This is a genomic window from Lachnoanaerobaculum sp. OBRC5-5, from assembly GCF_000296385.1.
Taxonomy (GTDB): domain Bacteria; phylum Bacillota; class Clostridia; order Lachnospirales; family Lachnospiraceae; genus Lachnoanaerobaculum.
In genome coordinates, this window is record NZ_JH815185.1 from 2,360,021 (window position 1) to 2,377,022 (window position 17,002).

Consider the following 17,002-nt stretch of genomic DNA (forward strand, 5'->3'; position numbering starts at 1 on the left):
ACCCCTTGAAGACTACGAGGTAGATAGGGCCAAGATGTAAGTACAGTAATGTATTAAGTTGATGGTTACTAATAGGTCGAGGGTTTAACCAAAAGATAGGAAAAAATTTATAATAGCTCGGGATTTGGTAGGCAGTTTTGAAGGTACATCTTTACATTTTTTAATTCTAGTGATAGAATATATGTATGCGCGAGTGGCTCAGTTGGTGGAGTACGACCTTGCCAAGGTCGGGGTCGCGGGTTCGAGTCCCGTCTCGCGCTCTTTTTGTTTTAAAGGTCTTGTTTTTACAAGGCTTTTTTTAGTGAATGAATAAATATTATAATCCTGAAAATAAAAGATGTCGGCCTATTTTATAAGCCGACATCTTTGTTTTAATAACCTCTAAGCACCGTATAATCCAGATTATATTTTTGAGCTAATTCTTCCACAGTACCTTTATTTTTTTATAATCAACAGTGTTTGGAAAATAAACATAACCTAAATTTTTGAATAAGTTATATGTATAAAAAAGGTTTCTCTGTCTTCATAATCATCTTTACTTTCCAGATTATCCATATATGGAACTATAATGGTTGAATAGCTGTTGCAATAAAACCATTTGTCAAAGACTAAATCTTCATAATAAAAACCTACTACTTTGCCTTTAAAGTTTTCTCTTAGATATGCTATAGGAATTGTATCGCCAATATTATAATATTTCTTAAAGCCCGAGCCAAGTACTATAGGGAACTCACCGTTATATATAAAATCCTGCTCTGATAAATAATCCAGTCCCAATTTTTGCATTGTTTTTTGATTTAAAATCAAAGCGTTTACCGGAGTTAGATACTCACTTTTTCCATTTATAGTTACTTCTTGATCCGTTAAATCTTTGTGACCATATCCGTTTGCTAAATCCTCAGGCCTATTCCACTCACCTATAAAATCTACAGTCTGATATTTCATATCATAAAAATCTATAGTATTTGTTGAATTCAGCTCTGTATTAAAGCTTTGTAGATTATTAATAAAGGAATCATTTCCTGTTATTTTTGAAAGCTCTGCCTCTGTATACTTATCCGTCTTATAATTATCAACAACCTCCTGTAACCTCTCTTCCATGTGATAAGGTTCTACGCGTCTTCTTTCCTCTTGATACAGAAAACAGACTTACTCCTGATGTTCCACTGTTACCTTCATAAGTTGCAACATTATAAACACTGTAATCCATAACAAAGCCGGGCTTTGGTTGAGCAGTAGTATATGCAAAAACCGGAATTGTTAAGTTTGACATAGCAACTGCTAATAATAGACCACCAACTAATTTCTTCATGATACTCATGTTTAGTTCTCCTTAAACAGTTAAAGTTTTATGTGCTAAATATATTTGTTGAAAGCATCTTATCATCAAGAAGAAAAAGTCAATTACCAAATATAATATTGGTAAATGTAAATAAAAACATGCTCATTTAATTAAATAATATTCATGTACTAAGAAAAAAACAATTTTTATAATCTCTTGTATGTGTGAAAATAATAAAAAAAAATCAAAAAATTTAACGGTTTAAAGATGTAAAGTAAAATGCGAATCGGCAAATTATAAAGATATAATTCTTTACAATTCTTAAAAAGATAAATTTATTGAGTTTTCTATAAAACAGAAGTATGATATAACCTAAGTTAGCAAGAACTAACATAATCAGAATATATATATTTTTATACCGCAGATATAGCGGTAAATGGAGGCTTTTATGAAGATAAAACTTGAAGGTGTTATGGAGACTATGCTTATAACTTTGGATGCAAGGGCAAGAGATTACAAATCTGAAAAATCTATATTAAAGGATAAAAAGTCGGCTGAAATGGTGGATATGATTGACTATGATTTTGGCTCTTTCAGTAATGAAAAGGTGAATCTTTTAGGTATTATTGCGAGAGCCAAGGTTATGGATGATGAGGTGAAAAAGTTTATAGACAAATACCCTGATTGTCATATAGTTTCACTTGGTTCAGGGCTGGATACAAGATTTTTCCGTGTAGATAACGGTAGAATACATTGGTATGATATAGATTTTCCGGAGATAATAAGTTTAAGAAAAAAATTCTTTGAGGAAAATGACAGAGTAAAAAATATCGAAAAATCAGCCCTTGATAAGTCATGGACAAAGGAGATAGATACAGAGGGAGAGAAGCTTTTGATTATTTCAGAGGGGATGATTATGTATTTTTATCCTAAGCAGGTGAAGGAGTTTTTAAATATACTTACAGATAATTTTGAACATTTTGTACTTCATCTGGACTGTCTTTCCAAAAGACTTGTGAATAAGGCAAAAACGAACAAGGCTGTAAAACGAACCAAGTCCGAGTATCATTTTGGAGTTACGAACGGCAAAGAGATTATAGAACTTAATCCTAAACTGAAGCAAATCGGATTTATAAACTTTACAAAACAAATAGCAAAGCAGATGAAATGGTATGGTAAAATCTTTCTTCCAATCATATATCTTATGAATAACAGGCTTGTAATATGCAAATATGATGCAAAATAATAACTGTTTGTAATGATTTATTGCGGTATGCTGAGATTATTGTTAGAATAAACTATGCTTAAAGTATTGTCGGCATAAATAACAAACAGGAGGAGAGTAGATGGGTAGACCGTTATCACATGGAAGAGAGGTTACCGGAACAGGTAGAAGTATTTTGGGTAGAGGATCGTTTGTGGGAGGTTCCGGTGGAGGAAACAGGAATTCATCCGGAAGAGGTGGAGGCGGAGGACGTTCGCCGTTCAGCTTATTGATAGTTGTAGTTTTTGTAATAATAAGTATTGTCACAGGTAATAAAAGCAATATATTAAGTTCAATACTCGGAGGATTAAGCAGTAGTACAAATAGTACAAATAGTACAAGTACAGGAACAACACCGATGATCAGTATCCCGACTTTGCCTTCATCAATCGGAAGCACAGCGGCATCAAGTATAAGCGGTGTAGGAAGTGCATGGAGCGGAGTTACCGATAACAGAGGACAACTGGATACCTCAGTGCATGAAAGTGCCAGAGAGAAGTTTTACAGGCCCACAGGCGGTGACAGTGTAACCGTGATGGTATATATGTGCGGTACCGACCTGGAGACTAAGCACGGAATGGCTACGAAAGATCTTATTGAGATGACAAAGGCCAATATTTCAAGTAATGTTAATCTGCTTGTATATACGGGAGGAACAAATACCTGGCAAAACTCGGTAGTATCATCATCAAACAATGAAATCTATCAGATAGCGGACGGAAAAATGAATAAGCTTGCAGATGACAATTCAAATCCTTCAATGACAGATCCCAATACATTGGTTAGATTTATTGACTATTGTAAGAGTAATTTTCCGGCTAACAGATATCAGCTTATTCTCTGGGATCATGGCGGCGGTTCTGTAACAGGTTATGGATATGATGAAAAAAATCCCAACTCGGGATCAATGAATCTTGCAAAAATAAAAGCTGCTATTGCGCAAACCGGTATAAAGTATGACTTTATAGGATTTGATGCCTGTCTGATGGCTACTACAGAGACGGCACTTGCTCTTTCAGATTATGCGGATTATTTGATTGCATCCGAGGAGACGGAGCCGGGAACAGGATGGTATTATACCAATTGGCTGAGCAATCTTAGCAGTAATACTGCAATTTCCACTCTTGATCTTGGAAAGAAGATAGTGGATGATTTTATAGATGAGAGTAACAGAAGTGCAAGAGGGCAGTCTACAACTCTTTCTTTGGTGGATTTGGCCGAGCTTAAGGCTACAGTTCCAAGCAGCCTTTCAAGCTTTGCAAGGGATACCGCTTCATATATAGAGAATAATGAGTACAGCAAGGTGTCTTACGCGAGAACGGCAAGCAGAGAGTTTGCAAAATCTTCAAATATAGATCAGGTGGATTTGGTAAATCTTGTGTATAATCTTGAGCAGAATGAAAACGATCCTACAATCAGGTCAATACTCGGTGCGGTAAAATACAACAGGACATCTTCAAATATGTCAAACTCATATGGGCTTTCAATCTATTTCCCATACAAGAAATTGTCAAAGGTTGACAGAATGGTTCAGACTTACGGTGACATCGGTATGGACAGTGAGTACACCAAGATGATACAACAGTTTGCCACATTACAGGCGAGTGGACAGATTGCAGGTGGAGGAGAAACAACCCCTGCAAATACAGTAACAGGAAACTATCAAGGAAACAGTTCAGGTTCATTTTCAGCTGCAGATATTGACAGTTTGATAGCAAGTCTTATATCAGGAAGCTTATCATCAGAGAGCCTTGCAAATATAGGGCTTGATACTTCAAGTATAGGATTTTTGCAAAACAGAAATATGCCTGATGAAACAATAAGAAACTATGTTTTATCAAACAGACTTGACGCTTCAAAGCTTCAATGGACAGATCAGTATTCCACACCTAAGATTCATTTATCCGAGGATGAGTGGAATATGGTATCAAGTATAGAAGAGAATATGCTTTTGGACCAGGGAAGCGGATATATAGATATGGGACTTGACAATTTCTTTGAGTTTGATGAAAACGGAGATATGCTTGCAGATACTCAAAGAGCGTGGATTGCTATAGATCAGCAACCTGTTGCATACTATCATCTTTCAACTACACAAAACGGAGATGAGACGGTTACTATAGGACGTGTACCTGTTATTTTAAACGGTGAGAGAGCCAATCTGATAATTATATTTGACGGCGAGCATCCTAACGGATATCTGGCAGGAGCAAATACAGATTATAAAGATACACAAACAGAAACCATCGCAAAGAATATAACGGATATAGTTGAGGGAGACAGAATACAGTTTATATATGCTTATTACGGATATGACGGTACATATCTTGATGATTATAAACTGGATGATGAGTATGTGGTTGGAAAGACTGCTCCGAAGGTATCATATGTTCTTGTGAAGGATGACAATCAAATCACTTATAAATTCACAGATATATACAATAACAGCTATTGGACTCCGGCTTTAAAGAGTAAATAGATATTCTTATACATAATGTATGTAATTAGCAAATATTTTGTAAACACAATGTAAGATATAAAATACAAAATTGGTTTATACTATATAAAGACAGTTAATCTGTCAGATTAACGATGGTATAGGAGAGAAGGAGGAATGATGAAAAAAGGTTTAATCAAATCAGCAGCAATTTTATTTGCAGCATTCAGTCTTGGCGGTGCGGTAGTTCCCCCGGTGACAGCGCAGGCAGCAGTTTTAGAGCGTATGCCGGCAGACAGAGGTGAGTGGCGTAGAGACGAGCATGGCTGGTACTATATGTTGAACGTTAATGCAGGTACTTCATATGTAGCAGACAGCTGGATCAAGGACAACGGTAAGTGGTATTACTTTGATCACTGGGGCTATATGTACAGAAACGCTTGGATCAACTACCAGGGAAGTTCTTACTATGTAGGTGCTGACGGAGCAATGTGGTATAATGCCAGAACTCCTGACGGATACTGGGTAGACAGCAACGGCAAGTGGGTTAGATAATCTATATTATAAAAATAAGAGCCTCAAGGATATCCTTGAGGTTTTTATTAGCATATAAGTATAATTTGTGCTATAATGAAGGTGATAATATAGTGTTATATTTCTAATATGCTTTGGTAGAACTACTTATAAGCGGAAGGAGGAAATATGTTTTATTGGGGAGTTTTATTTGCTATATTTGCCATTGGAGAAATTATAATTCCCGGACTGGTTTCAGTGTGGCTGGCTCTTGCAGCACTCATTATGATGCCGATATCTTTGTTGGTTAAACCACTTGAGATACAGGTTATCATATTCTGTGTACTGTCACTGATTTTTATTGTGTTCTTTAGAAGTATTTTCAAATCCTTTATGAAGGGTAAGGAGAGTATGGATACTGAGAAGGTAAAGATAGTGAAGCTTACATCTGTTGAAGATAATAATTATATTTATGATGTAAGATTTAAAGGTGGCATATGGACAGCAATTGCAAATTTGGAGTTGAAGCCCGGAGATATTGCCAACATTGATAAATTTGAAGGCAATAAGATAATTATCGGCAGAAATTAATTTATGTAAAGGAGACATAACAAATGATAGGCTATGGAATTATTGTTGTTTTATTGGCTATTATATTCGTGATTACGGTAAAGGCAATAAAGATAGTACCTGAGTCAAAAGTATATGTAGTTGAGAGACTTGGAAAGTATTCACAAGGACTTCGTTCAGGATTACATTTTGTCAACCCTTTCTTTGATAAAATATCAAAGATTATTTCATTAAAAGAGCAGGTGGTTGATTTCCCGCCACAGCCGGTTATTACAAAGGATAATGCTACTATGCAGATAGATACGATAGTATATTTCCAGATAACCGACCCTAAGCTTTATACTTACGGTGTTGAGAGACCTATATCAGCTATAGAGAATCTTACAGCAACTACTCTTAGAAATATCATAGGTGATATGACTGTAGACCAGACTCTTACATCAAGAGATACTATAAATACAGCTATGAGATCCGAACTTGATGAGGCTACAGATCCATGGGGTATCAAGGTAAATCGTGTGGAGTTAAAGAGTATTTTGCCACCTGAAGATATCAGAGTTGCAATGGAGAAGGAGATGAAGGCCGAGCGTGAGAAGAGAGCAAATATTCTTGAGGCTCAGGCTAAGAAGGAAAGTGCGATTCTTGTAGCAGAGGGTAATAAGCAGGCTGCAATACTTAATGCGGAGGCTGAAAAGGAAACAGCTATAAAGAGAGCGGAAGGACAGGCACAGGCTATACTTGAAATTCAGAAAGCTCAGGCAGAGTCTTTAAGAGTGCTTTCAGAGGCGGATCCAAGCCAGAAGGTACTTACACTTAAGGGACTTGAGGCATTCCAGAAGGTAGCTGACGGAAAATCAACAAAGATTATCATTCCTACAGAGCTTAGCGGACTTGCATCATTAGCTACAAGTTTTGCAGAGTTAAATCAAAAAGTAGAATTGAAAAAAGAACAGTAATATATAATAAAAGGGGCTTTTGTTTATGTACAAAAGTCCCTTTTTTAAACATATTAATTTTCTTTGCCGGCAGGTAAAGAGAAGATAAACTCGGTACCTACACCTACGGTACTTATAACATCTATATTCTCGCCATGAGTCTGTAATATTTCTTTTACTATTGCAAGTCCAAGACCTGTACCCTTCTTATCCTTACCTCTGGAGAGATCTGATTTATAGAATCTGTCAAATACCTTGGACTGCTCATTCTTAGCAATACCTATTCCCGTGTCCTTAACTGAAATAAAAATTTTCTCCTTTTTTAAACTGGTCTGTACAATGATGGAAGAGTTTTGAGAGGAAAATTTTATGGCATTATCAATAAGATTATAAAGTACCTGCTGTATCTTTGTATAGTCACCTATAACATATTGGGAGACATTGGAAAATATCAGCTCAATGGTAATATTCTTACTGTTACACTGTACTTCAAAGCTGCCTGCGGTATCTCTGATCATCTTGTTTATATCAAAGCTTGTTTTATTCAGTTTTACACTTTCAATCGAATCCAGTGAAAGAATGTTTTCCGTAAGCTTTGTAAGTCTGTTTGTCTCATCAATAACTCTTGTAAGGTATTTTTCCTGCATCTCGGGAGGAATAGTACCGTCCAAAATAGCCTCAAGATAGCCCTTTATAGATGTTAAAGGTGAGCGAAAATCATGAGATACATTTGAAATAAACTTTTTTTGATAATTTTCGGTATCATCAAGTTTATCGGACATATAGTTTAATGTCGCCGCCAGATAACCCATTTCGTCATTTGAATGTACTTTTATTTCATACTTTAAATCCCCTTCGGCATAGGCTTTGGCTCCATTTGTTATTTTCCTAAGCGGAGAGTAAACAATACGCTGAAATACTATTAAAATAATCAGTGAAAGTAAAAATACTATCAGAGAGGTCATATATACTATATTCAAGATATGGTACTGGCTCTTTGTAACATTTACCATAGGGAGGTGGATGACCACATAGCCGTAGGTACGAAAATTACCTGTAATAGGTGCGGAAACACTAAGATAATCCTCATCAAATGAGTTAAAGTAATTTCCGACCATATAGGACTTATTACCGGTAGCGGTAGGGTCAAAATCCGAGATAATATCCGACACTCTTTTATTTTCGGCATCCACTATTATCTTTCCGTTTCTGTCCATTACCCATATCTTTGCATTCAGGAAAGTCGCTACGGCTTTCAGCTGAGGATAGCTTTCCGCCAGCGAGATATTTTGCCCCTCATATACGGTAGAGTAGGTGGAGGCGATAAGATTAGCCTCATCATAAAGCGTCTGACTTCTGGAATCGACCAGATATGAATAGGTCAAATGGCTGGAAATAGTTGCTATTGCCACAAAGCCCGCTATACCGAAAACTATATAAGCTAAAATAAATTTCAGATATAGAGAGAGTTTCATTTTTTAACCTCAAATTTATATCCGATACCCCATACGGTGGATATTGACCAGAACTTATTGTCATGTATTTTCTCACGCAATCTCTTGATATGCACATCTACGGTTCTGGTATCACCGATATACTCATATCCCCAGATATTATCAAGCAACTGTTCTCTTGTAAATACCTGATTGGGATGAGAGGAGAGGAAGTATAAAAGTTCCAGCTCCTTTGGCGGCATTTCAACATTCTTTCCAAGGTATGTTACCGCATAGTTTGTCATATTCACGTTTAAGTCGGGATATTCCACATATTCTCCACCTGTATGTACCTCAGGCAATGAGATTGTACTGTTGTTGTATCGCCTTATTACAGCCTTTACTCTGGCGATAAGTTCTTTTGAGTCAAAAGGTTTGATCATATAGTCGTCGGCACCAAGCTCCAGACCGAGAACTTTATCAAACACTTCACCTTTGGCTGAGAGCATTATTATAGGGGTACCCGACTTTGCTCTTATCTCCCTGCAAACCTGATAGCCGTCAATACCCGGCAGCATAAGGTCAAGAAGAACCAAATGTGGTTTGAACTCATCAAAATCCGAAAGGGCCGATTCGCCGTCACCCACTATTTTTGTTTCGTAACACTCCTTCATCAAATATAATGAAATAAGTTCCGCTATATTCTCATCATCATCTACAATTAAAATTCTTTGTTTTTCTGCCATTTTTCACCTATATATTATTTAAAACGCACGATAGTTACAGCATTACCGCCTTCATTAAAATCTGCAAGAGAGTAGCTCTTGATAAAGGTCTGCCTTTTCAGATAGGCATGTATACCCTTTTGCAATGCACCTGTACCCCTTCCGTGAATAATTCTTACGCCCGGAAGATGAGCAAGCAGAGCATCATCCAGATATTTATCGAGTTCTGAACATGCCTCATCCACATTTTTACCGATAACATTTATTTCTGTGGATATTGTAGCGGATTTTACCATTGAAGAACTTCTTGTTCTTGTCTTATTCTCAGGTTTATTGCCCGGCTCTTCAACCAAAGCCACATCGGATATATTTACCTGAGATCTGAGTATACCCATCTGCACAAAGAAATTACCGCTTTGATTTGGCAGAGAAGATACTATACCGTCAAGATTAAGACTTATAACATGTACACTGTCACCAAGCTTAAGCTCTTTAGGCTTTTTGGCCTTTACAGTATTTTGCTTTATTCCGGCAGTCTTTGTATTTTTATTTATTGATTCTCGAAGCCTTGTTCTTTGCTCTTCAAGAGCCGAGCCCAGACCTGCGCCCGATGCTATTTTGTTGATATTTTTAATAGTGTCGTCAGCGGTTTCCTTTGCTTCCTCCAAGATTTTTCTGGCCGCTTCTTTGGCTTCTTCCAAAATCTTTTCTTTTCTTGCGGCAAGGTTTTCTTCCTGCTTATCATAATGCCTCTTCAGGCTTTCAATTTCTCTTTTATATTTTTGAATGGATAATTTATCCTTCTCTATTATCTGTCTGTCATTTTCAAGTCTTGTAAGCAAATCCTCAAAGTCCTTTGCATCCTTTTCAAGATGTGTATCCGCCTCTGAAATTATATAATCAGGGAGTCCAAGCTTTCCGGCTATGGCAAAGGCATTTGATTTACCCGGTACTCCTATAAGTATTCTGTAAGTAGGAGAGAGTGTGGCCACATCAAATTCACATGAGGCATTTTCAACACCGGGTTCATTCAGTGCAAACACTTTCAGCTCACTGTAGTGAGTAGTGGCAATACATCTGCTTTGCATTCTGTGAAGGAATGAGAGTATTGATATGGCAAGTGCCGCACCCTCTGTCGGATCGGTACCTGCACAAAGCTCATCAAAAAGACAGAGTGAATTGGCATCCGCATGATTTAAAATATATACAATATTTTTCATATGGCCTGAGAAGGTGGAGAGGGATTGTTCTATACTTTGCTCATCACCTATATCAGCAAATACATCCGTAAATACTGAAAGTTCGCTTCCTTCAAAGGCAGGTATATGAAGTCCCGACTGTCCCATAAGTGTGAACAGTCCCACTGTTTTTAGGGATACCGTTTTACCGCCGGTATTAGGTCCGGTGATAATCAGTAAATCATAAGTATCACCTAATGATATATTGATAGGTACTACCTTCTTTGCATCAAGTAAAGGATGTCTGCCTTCTTTTATATTTATATAATGCTTTGAGTTAAACTTAGGCTCACTTGCATTCATCTTCTTTGAGAGATTTGCCTTGGCATATACAAAGTCAAGGAAGATAAGAGTCTTTGCATTTTCTCTGAGCTCTTCAATATATTGTGCAGCCAACAGACTCAAGTTTTCAAGTATTTTTTCTATCTCTTTCTTCTCGTCCATGGCTAAAGACTTCAGCTCATTGTTCATTCGGATTACAGCTATCGGCTCAATAAACACGGTGGAACCGGTAGATGACTGGTCATGTACAACACCTGAAACCTTGTTTTTATACTCACTTTTTATAGGAAGACAGTAAGCACCGTCTCTTTGAGTAATTACGGCATCCATAAGATATTCTCTGTGCGCATTAAGAATATTGTTGAGTTCCGTATGCATTTTTGAGTTTATCTGCTTTATTTTTCTTCTGATATGACTAAGTTCGGGTGAGGCATTGTCTGCCATTATTTCTTCCGAAATTATACATCTTGAAAGTTCCTTTTTAAGATCTTTAATTTCATCAAGTGATCTGAAATACTCTTCGAGTACATCATAGTCATCCGCCTCCGAATGGAGACCATAAGTAATAGCTTTTGAAGCCGCATTGAGGATGGAAAGAACTTTCATAAGCTCAGGTTGAGATAGTGATGATCCTATCTCAAGTCTTTTTAAAGAGTCCGATATATCCTTTACTTCCGATAAAGCAAGATTTCCTTTAAGTCTTATTCTGTCCACGGCAGCAGTGGTATAAGCCTGATTTTTTTGTATTTCCGATATATCTGTAGACGGCTGTAATTTATTACAAAGCTTTTTTGCAGGCTCACTGCTTGCCATATCTACAAGCATATTTATTATTTTTTCATATTCAAGTATTTTTAAAGTTTTTTTATTCATAATATATCCTTAAATTTTCACTGTAAGTGAGAGATAACAGCTTTAAATATCTTTTATAATCTCAGAAACATTATATCAAAAAATATTATTTATGACAAAAAAACAGCCTTAAAATCATAAGATTTACTTATGATTTTAAGACCGGTTAAATTATCTGTGTGATTGTTTAAACTCTCTATAAGCCTGCTGTGTTTCCGGTGTGAATCCGATAAGTGCATTCGGATAATTCATACCTATATAGGTTATAAGAGATACAACCGCATCCTCAGCTTTTTTATTATTTGTCAACATAACTCTTTGTTCACGGCATCTTCCGTCTTCAAACATATTTATCTGAAGTGCATAGTCGATACCTACAGTTATAACGGCATACATCTTATGTCTTGTTATATTGTGATATAACCAAACGAGATTATTTAAATTGAACATATCAAATCCGAACTTTGTATTAAGTATCAAATGGTTCTTATATACATAAGCTCCAAGAGATTTATCCACATAGTCTGCGATATTGTCAAGTTCATTTATATTATCTCTAAGTCTTTCATCAAGTTCACAAAGTTTCTCATATGTATCGGCATTTTTAGACTTTCTTGTGAAAGCAACTATTATCATTCCGACACCGACAGCCATTAAAACCAAAGTTACAGCCAAATGGAAAGCTATATTCTTTGTAAGAGAGGTCTGTGAAATATAGAAGTCGTCATAGAGTTTTCCCTCTTCTCTATTTCTGAAAGTGGAATCAGGATCTACTTTATCCGCTATAGTGGAGAGGATAGAGGTGCTGTCAGTGTGAGGCTCCACCATCAAATATCTTACAGGAAGCGGTTCATCATCAGGATGTTCTTCGCTTGCATATTTGTCAAAGAATTCCACCATTGATTTTATCTTTGCATTGTTTGGATTTGCCTCCAAAAAATACAATCCGTCATCTCCAAATACGGTGTAGACTTCCGACTTACCGTCATCAGTTCCATATCCTGTATCAAGCATATCGTATATGGCCAGTGAATAGATACTTTCCGTGTCGTTAGAGGCTGCAGAAGTAAAGTAGTAACCGTCATTGTACATCTTTTCAGCCGAGTTAAAGGTCAGTAAAACCTCTTTGTTGTACATGGCATAGAAAATACCGCCAAGTATCAGCGCAATACCTATAAAGATATTGGCTATAAATGTTGATTTGCTTTTAAAATTCATAATAACTCCCAAAAAATTTTATAATGTCATTCCTTTTCTACCATGGCATTGTTTATACTTCTTTCCGCTTCCACATGGACATGGGTCGTTAGGATAAACCTTTGCTTCGATACGAATAGGCTTCTTTACGGTACTGTCATCTTTGTTTGTACCGGTTACTTTAGCAACAGATTCTCTCTCTACCTTCTGCTCCACCTTGACATGGTAGAGAATACGCACTGTATCTTCAGCGATACCGACAGTCATCTCATCAAACATATCATAGGCGGCCATCTTGTATTCTACGAGAGGATCTCTTTGACCAAGTGCCTGCAATCCGATACCTTGACGAAGTTGTTCCATATCGTCAATATGATTCATCCACTTGTTATCGATAGCCTTTAATAAAACTACACGCTCAAGCTCACGAATCTTTTCGGCATCAGGGAATTCAGCTTCCTTGGCTTCATAAAGTTTAACAGCCTCTTCTTTCAGCTTATGAATAAGTTCATCCTTTTTCATATTGTCTACAGTACTGTAGTCAGCCGGAGTCAGAGGAATGATTGGCAATAAAATTTCATGTAACTCTGTAATATTCCACTCAGAAGAAGGTACTTCATCTGATATAGCCATATTTACAGAACGTTCTATTACATCATTTATCATACGAAGAATGGTATCGCGCATATTGTCGCCTTCAAGTACCTTGTTTCTTTCTTCATAGATAACTTCTCTTTGTTCGTTATTTACTTCATCATACTTTAAGAGGTTTTCTCTTATACCGTAGTTGTTGCTCTCGATCTTCATCTGAGCTTTCTCAATAGCTCTTGTAAGCATACTGTGCTGAATTTCTTCATTTTCAGGAACACCTATGGCATTAAAAATCTTTATAAGTCTTTCTGAAGCGAAGAGTCTCATAAGGTCATCTTCAAGTGAAATATAAAACTTTGATTCACCCGGGTCACCCTGACGACCTGAACGACCTCTAAGCTGGTTGTCGATACGTCTACTTTCATGTCTTTCAGTACCTATAATCTTAAGACCGCCTGCTTTAACAGATTCAGGATCAAGTTTGATATCGGTACCACGACCTGCCATGTTTGTGGCTATGGTAACGGCACCATGCAAACCTGCCTTTGCTACAATCTCAGCCTCTTTTTCATGGAATTTAGCATTAAGTACTTCATGATGTATTCCCTCTTTTTTAAGCATCTTTGAGAGCATCTCGGAAGTCTCAATTGTAATGGTACCTACAAGTATAGGCTGTCCCTTAGCATGAGTTTCTTTGATATCTTCAACAACAGCATTGAACTTCTCTTTTTTAGATTTATAAACCGCATCCTCGTGGTCAATTCTTGCTATAGGCTTATTGGTAGGTATAGCGATAACATCCATACCGTAAGTATTTCTAAACTCCTTCTCCTCAGTAAGAGCGGTACCGGTCATACCTGCTTTCTTTTTGAACTTGTTGAAGAAGTTCTGGAATGTTATAGTAGCCAAAGTTCTTGACTCTCTTTGAACATTTACATGCTCCTTAGCCTCGATAGCCTGGTGTAAACCGTCTGAATATCTTCTACCCGGCATTATACGACCTGTGAACTCATCTACGATAAGAACTTCGTCCTCTTTTACAACATAATCCTTATCTCTGAACATAAGATTGTTGGCTCTGAGCGCAAGGATAATACAATGCTGTATTTCAAGGTTTTCAGGATCTGCAAGGTTTTCTATATTGAAGTATTTTTCGACCTTTTTGATACCTTCCTCTGTAAGGTTTACTACTTTATCTTTCTCATTTACGATAAAATCACCGGTCTCTTCGATTTCATCGCCCATAAGAGCACCCATCTTTGTAAACTCGGCACTTGCCTCACCTCTTTCAAGTTGCTTTGCAAGCATATCACAAATCTCATACAGCTTTGTGGATTTGCCTGACTGACCTGAAATAATAAGAGGTGTTCTGGCTTCATCTATAAGGATTGAGTCAACCTCATCGATGATGGCGTAATCAAGTGAACGCAAAACCTGATCCTTCTTATATATAGCCATGTTATCACGAAGATAGTCAAAACCAAGCTCATTGTTGGTTACATATGTGATATCACAGGCATACTGTTCCTGTCTTTGCTCTGAATTCATAGAGTTTAAGACACAGCCTACGCTAAGTCCCAAGAATCTGTGAATCTGTCCCATCTCATCGGCATCACGCTGTGCAAGATAGTCGTTAACTGTTACTATAAGTACACCGTTACCTGCAAGGGCATTCAAATAAGCCGGACAGGTAGAAACAAGAGTTTTACCCTCACCGGTTCTCATCTCGGCAATACGACCCTGGTGAAGTACCATACCACCTATAAGCTGTACTCTAAAGTGCTCCATACCTGTAACTCTTACTGAAGCCTCTCTTACAGCTGCAAATGCTTCAGGTAAGATATCATCAAGTGTTTCTCCGTCTGCCAGTCTTTGTTTGAACTTTGGTGTAAGTTCTTTTAATTCCTCATCACTCATGGCCTGCATAGTGGGGCGTAAGCTTTCTATCTTATCAATAATAGGATCAATTATCTTAAGTTCTCTTTCACTATGTGTACCAAATATCTTTTCTATAAAATTCATTATGGTTTCTCCAAAAATAAATTAGACTACACTACAATAATACATCATATAAGAAGATACATCAAATAGAGATTATTGTAAAAGCGCCTATCAATCAAGTTATTTTAGCACTTAGCGAATACTTTAGCAACTTTTAGGTGAAATATTCATATTATGTTCACATATAGAGGGTGTAATGTAAAATAAAAGTAAAAAATAGAAGCTATAAAATAGGTAGAAAATAATTTTGCATAGAAAATTAAGGGGATACGTTGTACAATAATAAGACAAACATTCTTAGGAGACGATATGATAGAGGAAAAAGAAAATCGTATGGGAGTTATGCCGGTAGGTAAACTTCTTTTTTCTATGAGTACGCCAATGGTAATCTCATTCTTGGTGCAATCACTTTACAATATAGTAGACAGCATATTTGTGGCAAGATACAGCCCCGATGCACTGGCGGCGGTATCTTTGGCATATCCGATACAGATACTTATGATAGCTGTATCTGTAGGTACGGGAGTTGGTGTAAATGCATTGCTTTCAAGATTGCTTGGAGAGGGAAAAAAAGACAGGGCGAAAGTGACTGCCGATAATGCCGTATTTCTTGCAATAATAGCATCTATAGCATTTGCGATATTTGGAGCAATCGGTACAAAGGCATTTTTTGATGCACAGACAAACAGTGATAGTATAAGAAGCCTCGGATACTCATATCTTTCAATTGTAAGTATATTTTCCTTCGGACTTATTTTGGAAGTTACATATGAGAGAATTTTGCAGTCTACAGGAAAGACTATTTACAATATGATTACTCAGGGTATAGGAGCAATTATAAATATAATTCTGGATCCGATACTTATTTTCGGACTGCTTGGAGCACCGAAAATGGGAGTGGCAGGTGCGGCAATAGCTACTGTGGCAGGACAGATAGTTGCGATGATTTTATCATTTGTTTTTAACATGAAATACAATGAAGAGGTTGATATAACTTTCGGAAAGCATATATTTAAACCTGATTTCATCATAATAAAGGATATTTATAAGGTCGGAATACCTTCAATAGCAATGCAGTCCATGTCAACTCTTATGATGCTCGGGTTAAACAAAATACTTGTAAGATATTCGGATATGGCGGTAAATGTACTTGGAATATACTATAAACTTCAAAGCTTTGTATTTATGCCTATATTCGGATTAAATAATGGAATGACACCGATTGTTGCATACAATTACGGAGCAAGAAATAAAGATCGAATCATGAAGGTGTTAAAATATTCGTTTTTATCATCCTTAGTAATAATGGTGATAGGAACCGCAATCTTTTGGATTTTCCCTAAAGAGCTTATGATGCTTTTCAGTCCGAACGAGGAAATGCTTAGACTTGGAATACCGGCTCTTAGAATATGCAGCCTTTGCTTTATTTTGGCGGCATTTGATGTAATAGCTATTGCAAGCTTCCAGTCTCTTGGAAACGGTATGTATGCGCTCTATGCTTCATTCCTCAGACAATTGGTTTTAATACTTCCTCTTGCATATGTACTTTCAAATATGTTCGGACTTGAGGCTGTATGGTATTCCATTCCTCTTGCCGAACTTGGATGTGCATTTTTGGATATCTATTTGATGAAGAAGATATATAAGCAGAAAATTGCAAATCTGTAAAGTATTATTATAAG

13 protein-coding genes and 1 tRNA gene are annotated in these 17,002 nt (G+C 36.9%); 7 read left to right on the forward strand and 7 right to left on the reverse strand.

Annotated elements, in window-relative coordinates; genetic code table 11:
- Nucleotides 1–187: 187 nt before the first annotated feature.
- Nucleotides 188–260 (forward strand) — tRNA-Gly (locus HMPREF1135_RS10890).
- Nucleotides 261–477: 217 nt separating this feature from the next.
- Here the strand turns inward: HMPREF1135_RS10890 and HMPREF1135_RS10895 are convergent.
- Nucleotides 478–1,101 (reverse strand): hypothetical protein, encoded by a 624-nt coding sequence (locus HMPREF1135_RS10895; protein ID WP_007595127.1) that lies wholly within the window; start codon nt 1,099–1,101, stop codon nt 478–480.
- Complete coding sequence (locus HMPREF1135_RS10900) at nt 1,073–1,321, reverse strand: hypothetical protein (protein WP_007595128.1); 249 nt, start codon at nt 1,319–1,321, stop codon at nt 1,073–1,075. The genes HMPREF1135_RS10895 and HMPREF1135_RS10900 overlap by 29 nt, the downstream gene beginning before the upstream one ends.
- Before the next feature lie 409 nt (nt 1,322–1,730).
- Here HMPREF1135_RS10900 and HMPREF1135_RS10905 point away from each other — a divergent pair, with 409 nt between their 5' ends.
- From HMPREF1135_RS10905 to HMPREF1135_RS10925, 5 genes are all read left to right on the forward strand, one after another.
- Nucleotides 1,731–2,528, forward strand: a complete 798-nt coding sequence (locus HMPREF1135_RS10905) for a class I SAM-dependent methyltransferase (protein ID WP_007595130.1) — start codon at nt 1,731–1,733, stop codon at nt 2,526–2,528.
- Between the two features lie 100 nt (nt 2,529–2,628).
- Nucleotides 2,629–5,025 carry a clostripain-related cysteine peptidase gene (locus HMPREF1135_RS10910; protein ID WP_007595132.1) on the forward strand — a complete coding sequence of 799 codons (2,397 nt, stop codon included), beginning with the start codon at nt 2,629–2,631 and terminating at the stop codon, nt 5,023–5,025.
- Between the two features lie 138 nt (nt 5,026–5,163).
- Nucleotides 5,164–5,538, forward strand: a complete 375-nt coding sequence (locus tag HMPREF1135_RS14270; RefSeq protein ID WP_007595134.1) for a choline-binding protein A — start codon at nt 5,164–5,166, stop codon at nt 5,536–5,538.
- A 147-nt stretch (nt 5,539–5,685) separates the two neighbouring features.
- Complete coding sequence (locus tag HMPREF1135_RS10920; protein WP_007595136.1) at nt 5,686–6,087, forward strand: NfeD family protein; 402 nt, start codon at nt 5,686–5,688, stop codon at nt 6,085–6,087.
- Nucleotides 6,088–6,110: 23 nt separating this feature from the next.
- Nucleotides 6,111–7,022, forward strand: a complete 912-nt coding sequence (locus HMPREF1135_RS10925; protein WP_007595139.1) for an SPFH domain-containing protein — start codon at nt 6,111–6,113, stop codon at nt 7,020–7,022.
- A 53-nt stretch (nt 7,023–7,075) separates the two neighbouring features.
- Here the strand turns inward: HMPREF1135_RS10925 and HMPREF1135_RS10930 are convergent, their stop codons facing one another.
- From HMPREF1135_RS10930 to secA, 5 genes are all read right to left on the reverse strand, one after another.
- Complete coding sequence (locus HMPREF1135_RS10930) at nt 7,076–8,476, reverse strand: sensor histidine kinase (protein WP_007595141.1); 1,401 nt, start codon at nt 8,474–8,476, stop codon at nt 7,076–7,078.
- Nucleotides 8,473–9,180: a response regulator transcription factor gene (locus tag HMPREF1135_RS10935; RefSeq protein WP_007595143.1), complete on the reverse strand. Its 708-nt coding sequence runs from the start codon at nt 9,178–9,180 to the stop codon at nt 8,473–8,475. Before HMPREF1135_RS10935 ends, HMPREF1135_RS10930 begins: the two co-directional genes overlap by 4 nt.
- A 14-nt stretch (nt 9,181–9,194) precedes the next feature.
- Entirely contained in the window at nt 9,195–11,552 is a 2,358-nt protein-coding gene (locus HMPREF1135_RS10940; RefSeq protein ID WP_007595146.1) for an endonuclease MutS2, read from the reverse strand.
- A 150-nt stretch (nt 11,553–11,702) separates the two neighbouring features.
- Nucleotides 11,703–12,749 carry a hypothetical protein gene (locus HMPREF1135_RS10945; RefSeq protein ID WP_007595148.1) on the reverse strand — a complete coding sequence of 349 codons (1,047 nt, stop codon included), beginning with the start codon at nt 12,747–12,749 and terminating at the stop codon, nt 11,703–11,705.
- An 18-nt stretch (nt 12,750–12,767) separates the two neighbouring features.
- Entirely contained in the window at nt 12,768–15,341 is a 2,574-nt protein-coding gene (gene secA / locus HMPREF1135_RS10950; RefSeq protein ID WP_007595150.1) for a preprotein translocase subunit SecA, read from the reverse strand.
- Between the two features lie 288 nt (nt 15,342–15,629).
- On the opposite strand from secA, the gene HMPREF1135_RS10955 reads away from it, so the two are divergent.
- Nucleotides 15,630–16,988: an MATE family efflux transporter gene (locus HMPREF1135_RS10955; RefSeq protein WP_007595152.1), complete on the forward strand. Its 1,359-nt coding sequence runs from the start codon at nt 15,630–15,632 to the stop codon at nt 16,986–16,988.
- The last annotated feature ends 14 nt before the right edge of the window (nt 16,989–17,002 follow it).

What these genes read in the sequence shown, in the direction of transcription:
- HMPREF1135_RS10910 (WP_007595132.1), top strand. Translation starts at nt 2,629, where the DNA reads ATGGGTAGACCGTTATCACATGGAAGAGAGGTTACCGGAACAGGTAGA.
- HMPREF1135_RS10920 (WP_007595136.1), top strand. Translation starts at nt 5,686, where the DNA reads ATGTTTTATTGGGGAGTTTTATTTGCTATATTTGCCATTGGAGAAATT.
- HMPREF1135_RS10930 (WP_007595141.1), bottom strand. Translation starts at nt 8,476, where the DNA reads ATGAAACTCTCTCTATATCTGAAATTTATTTTAGCTTATATAGTTTTC.
- HMPREF1135_RS10955 (WP_007595152.1), top strand. Translation starts at nt 15,630, where the DNA reads ATGATAGAGGAAAAAGAAAATCGTATGGGAGTTATGCCGGTAGGTAAA.
- HMPREF1135_RS10940 (WP_007595146.1), bottom strand. Translation starts at nt 11,552, where the DNA reads ATGAATAAAAAAACTTTAAAAATACTTGAATATGAAAAAATAATAAAT.
- HMPREF1135_RS10895 (WP_007595127.1), bottom strand. Translation starts at nt 1,101, where the DNA reads ATGGAAGAGAGGTTACAGGAGGTTGTTGATAATTATAAGACGGATAAG.
- HMPREF1135_RS10925 (WP_007595139.1), top strand. Translation starts at nt 6,111, where the DNA reads ATGATAGGCTATGGAATTATTGTTGTTTTATTGGCTATTATATTCGTG.
- HMPREF1135_RS10945 (WP_007595148.1), bottom strand. Translation starts at nt 12,749, where the DNA reads ATGAATTTTAAAAGCAAATCAACATTTATAGCCAATATCTTTATAGGT.
- HMPREF1135_RS10935 (WP_007595143.1), bottom strand. Translation starts at nt 9,180, where the DNA reads ATGGCAGAAAAACAAAGAATTTTAATTGTAGATGATGATGAGAATATA.
- HMPREF1135_RS10900 (WP_007595128.1), bottom strand. Translation starts at nt 1,321, where the DNA reads ATGAGTATCATGAAGAAATTAGTTGGTGGTCTATTATTAGCAGTTGCT.
- HMPREF1135_RS14270 (WP_007595134.1), top strand. Translation starts at nt 5,164, where the DNA reads ATGAAAAAAGGTTTAATCAAATCAGCAGCAATTTTATTTGCAGCATTC.
- HMPREF1135_RS10905 (WP_007595130.1), top strand. Translation starts at nt 1,731, where the DNA reads ATGAAGATAAAACTTGAAGGTGTTATGGAGACTATGCTTATAACTTTG.
- secA (WP_007595150.1), bottom strand. Translation starts at nt 15,341, where the DNA reads ATGAATTTTATAGAAAAGATATTTGGTACACATAGTGAAAGAGAACTT.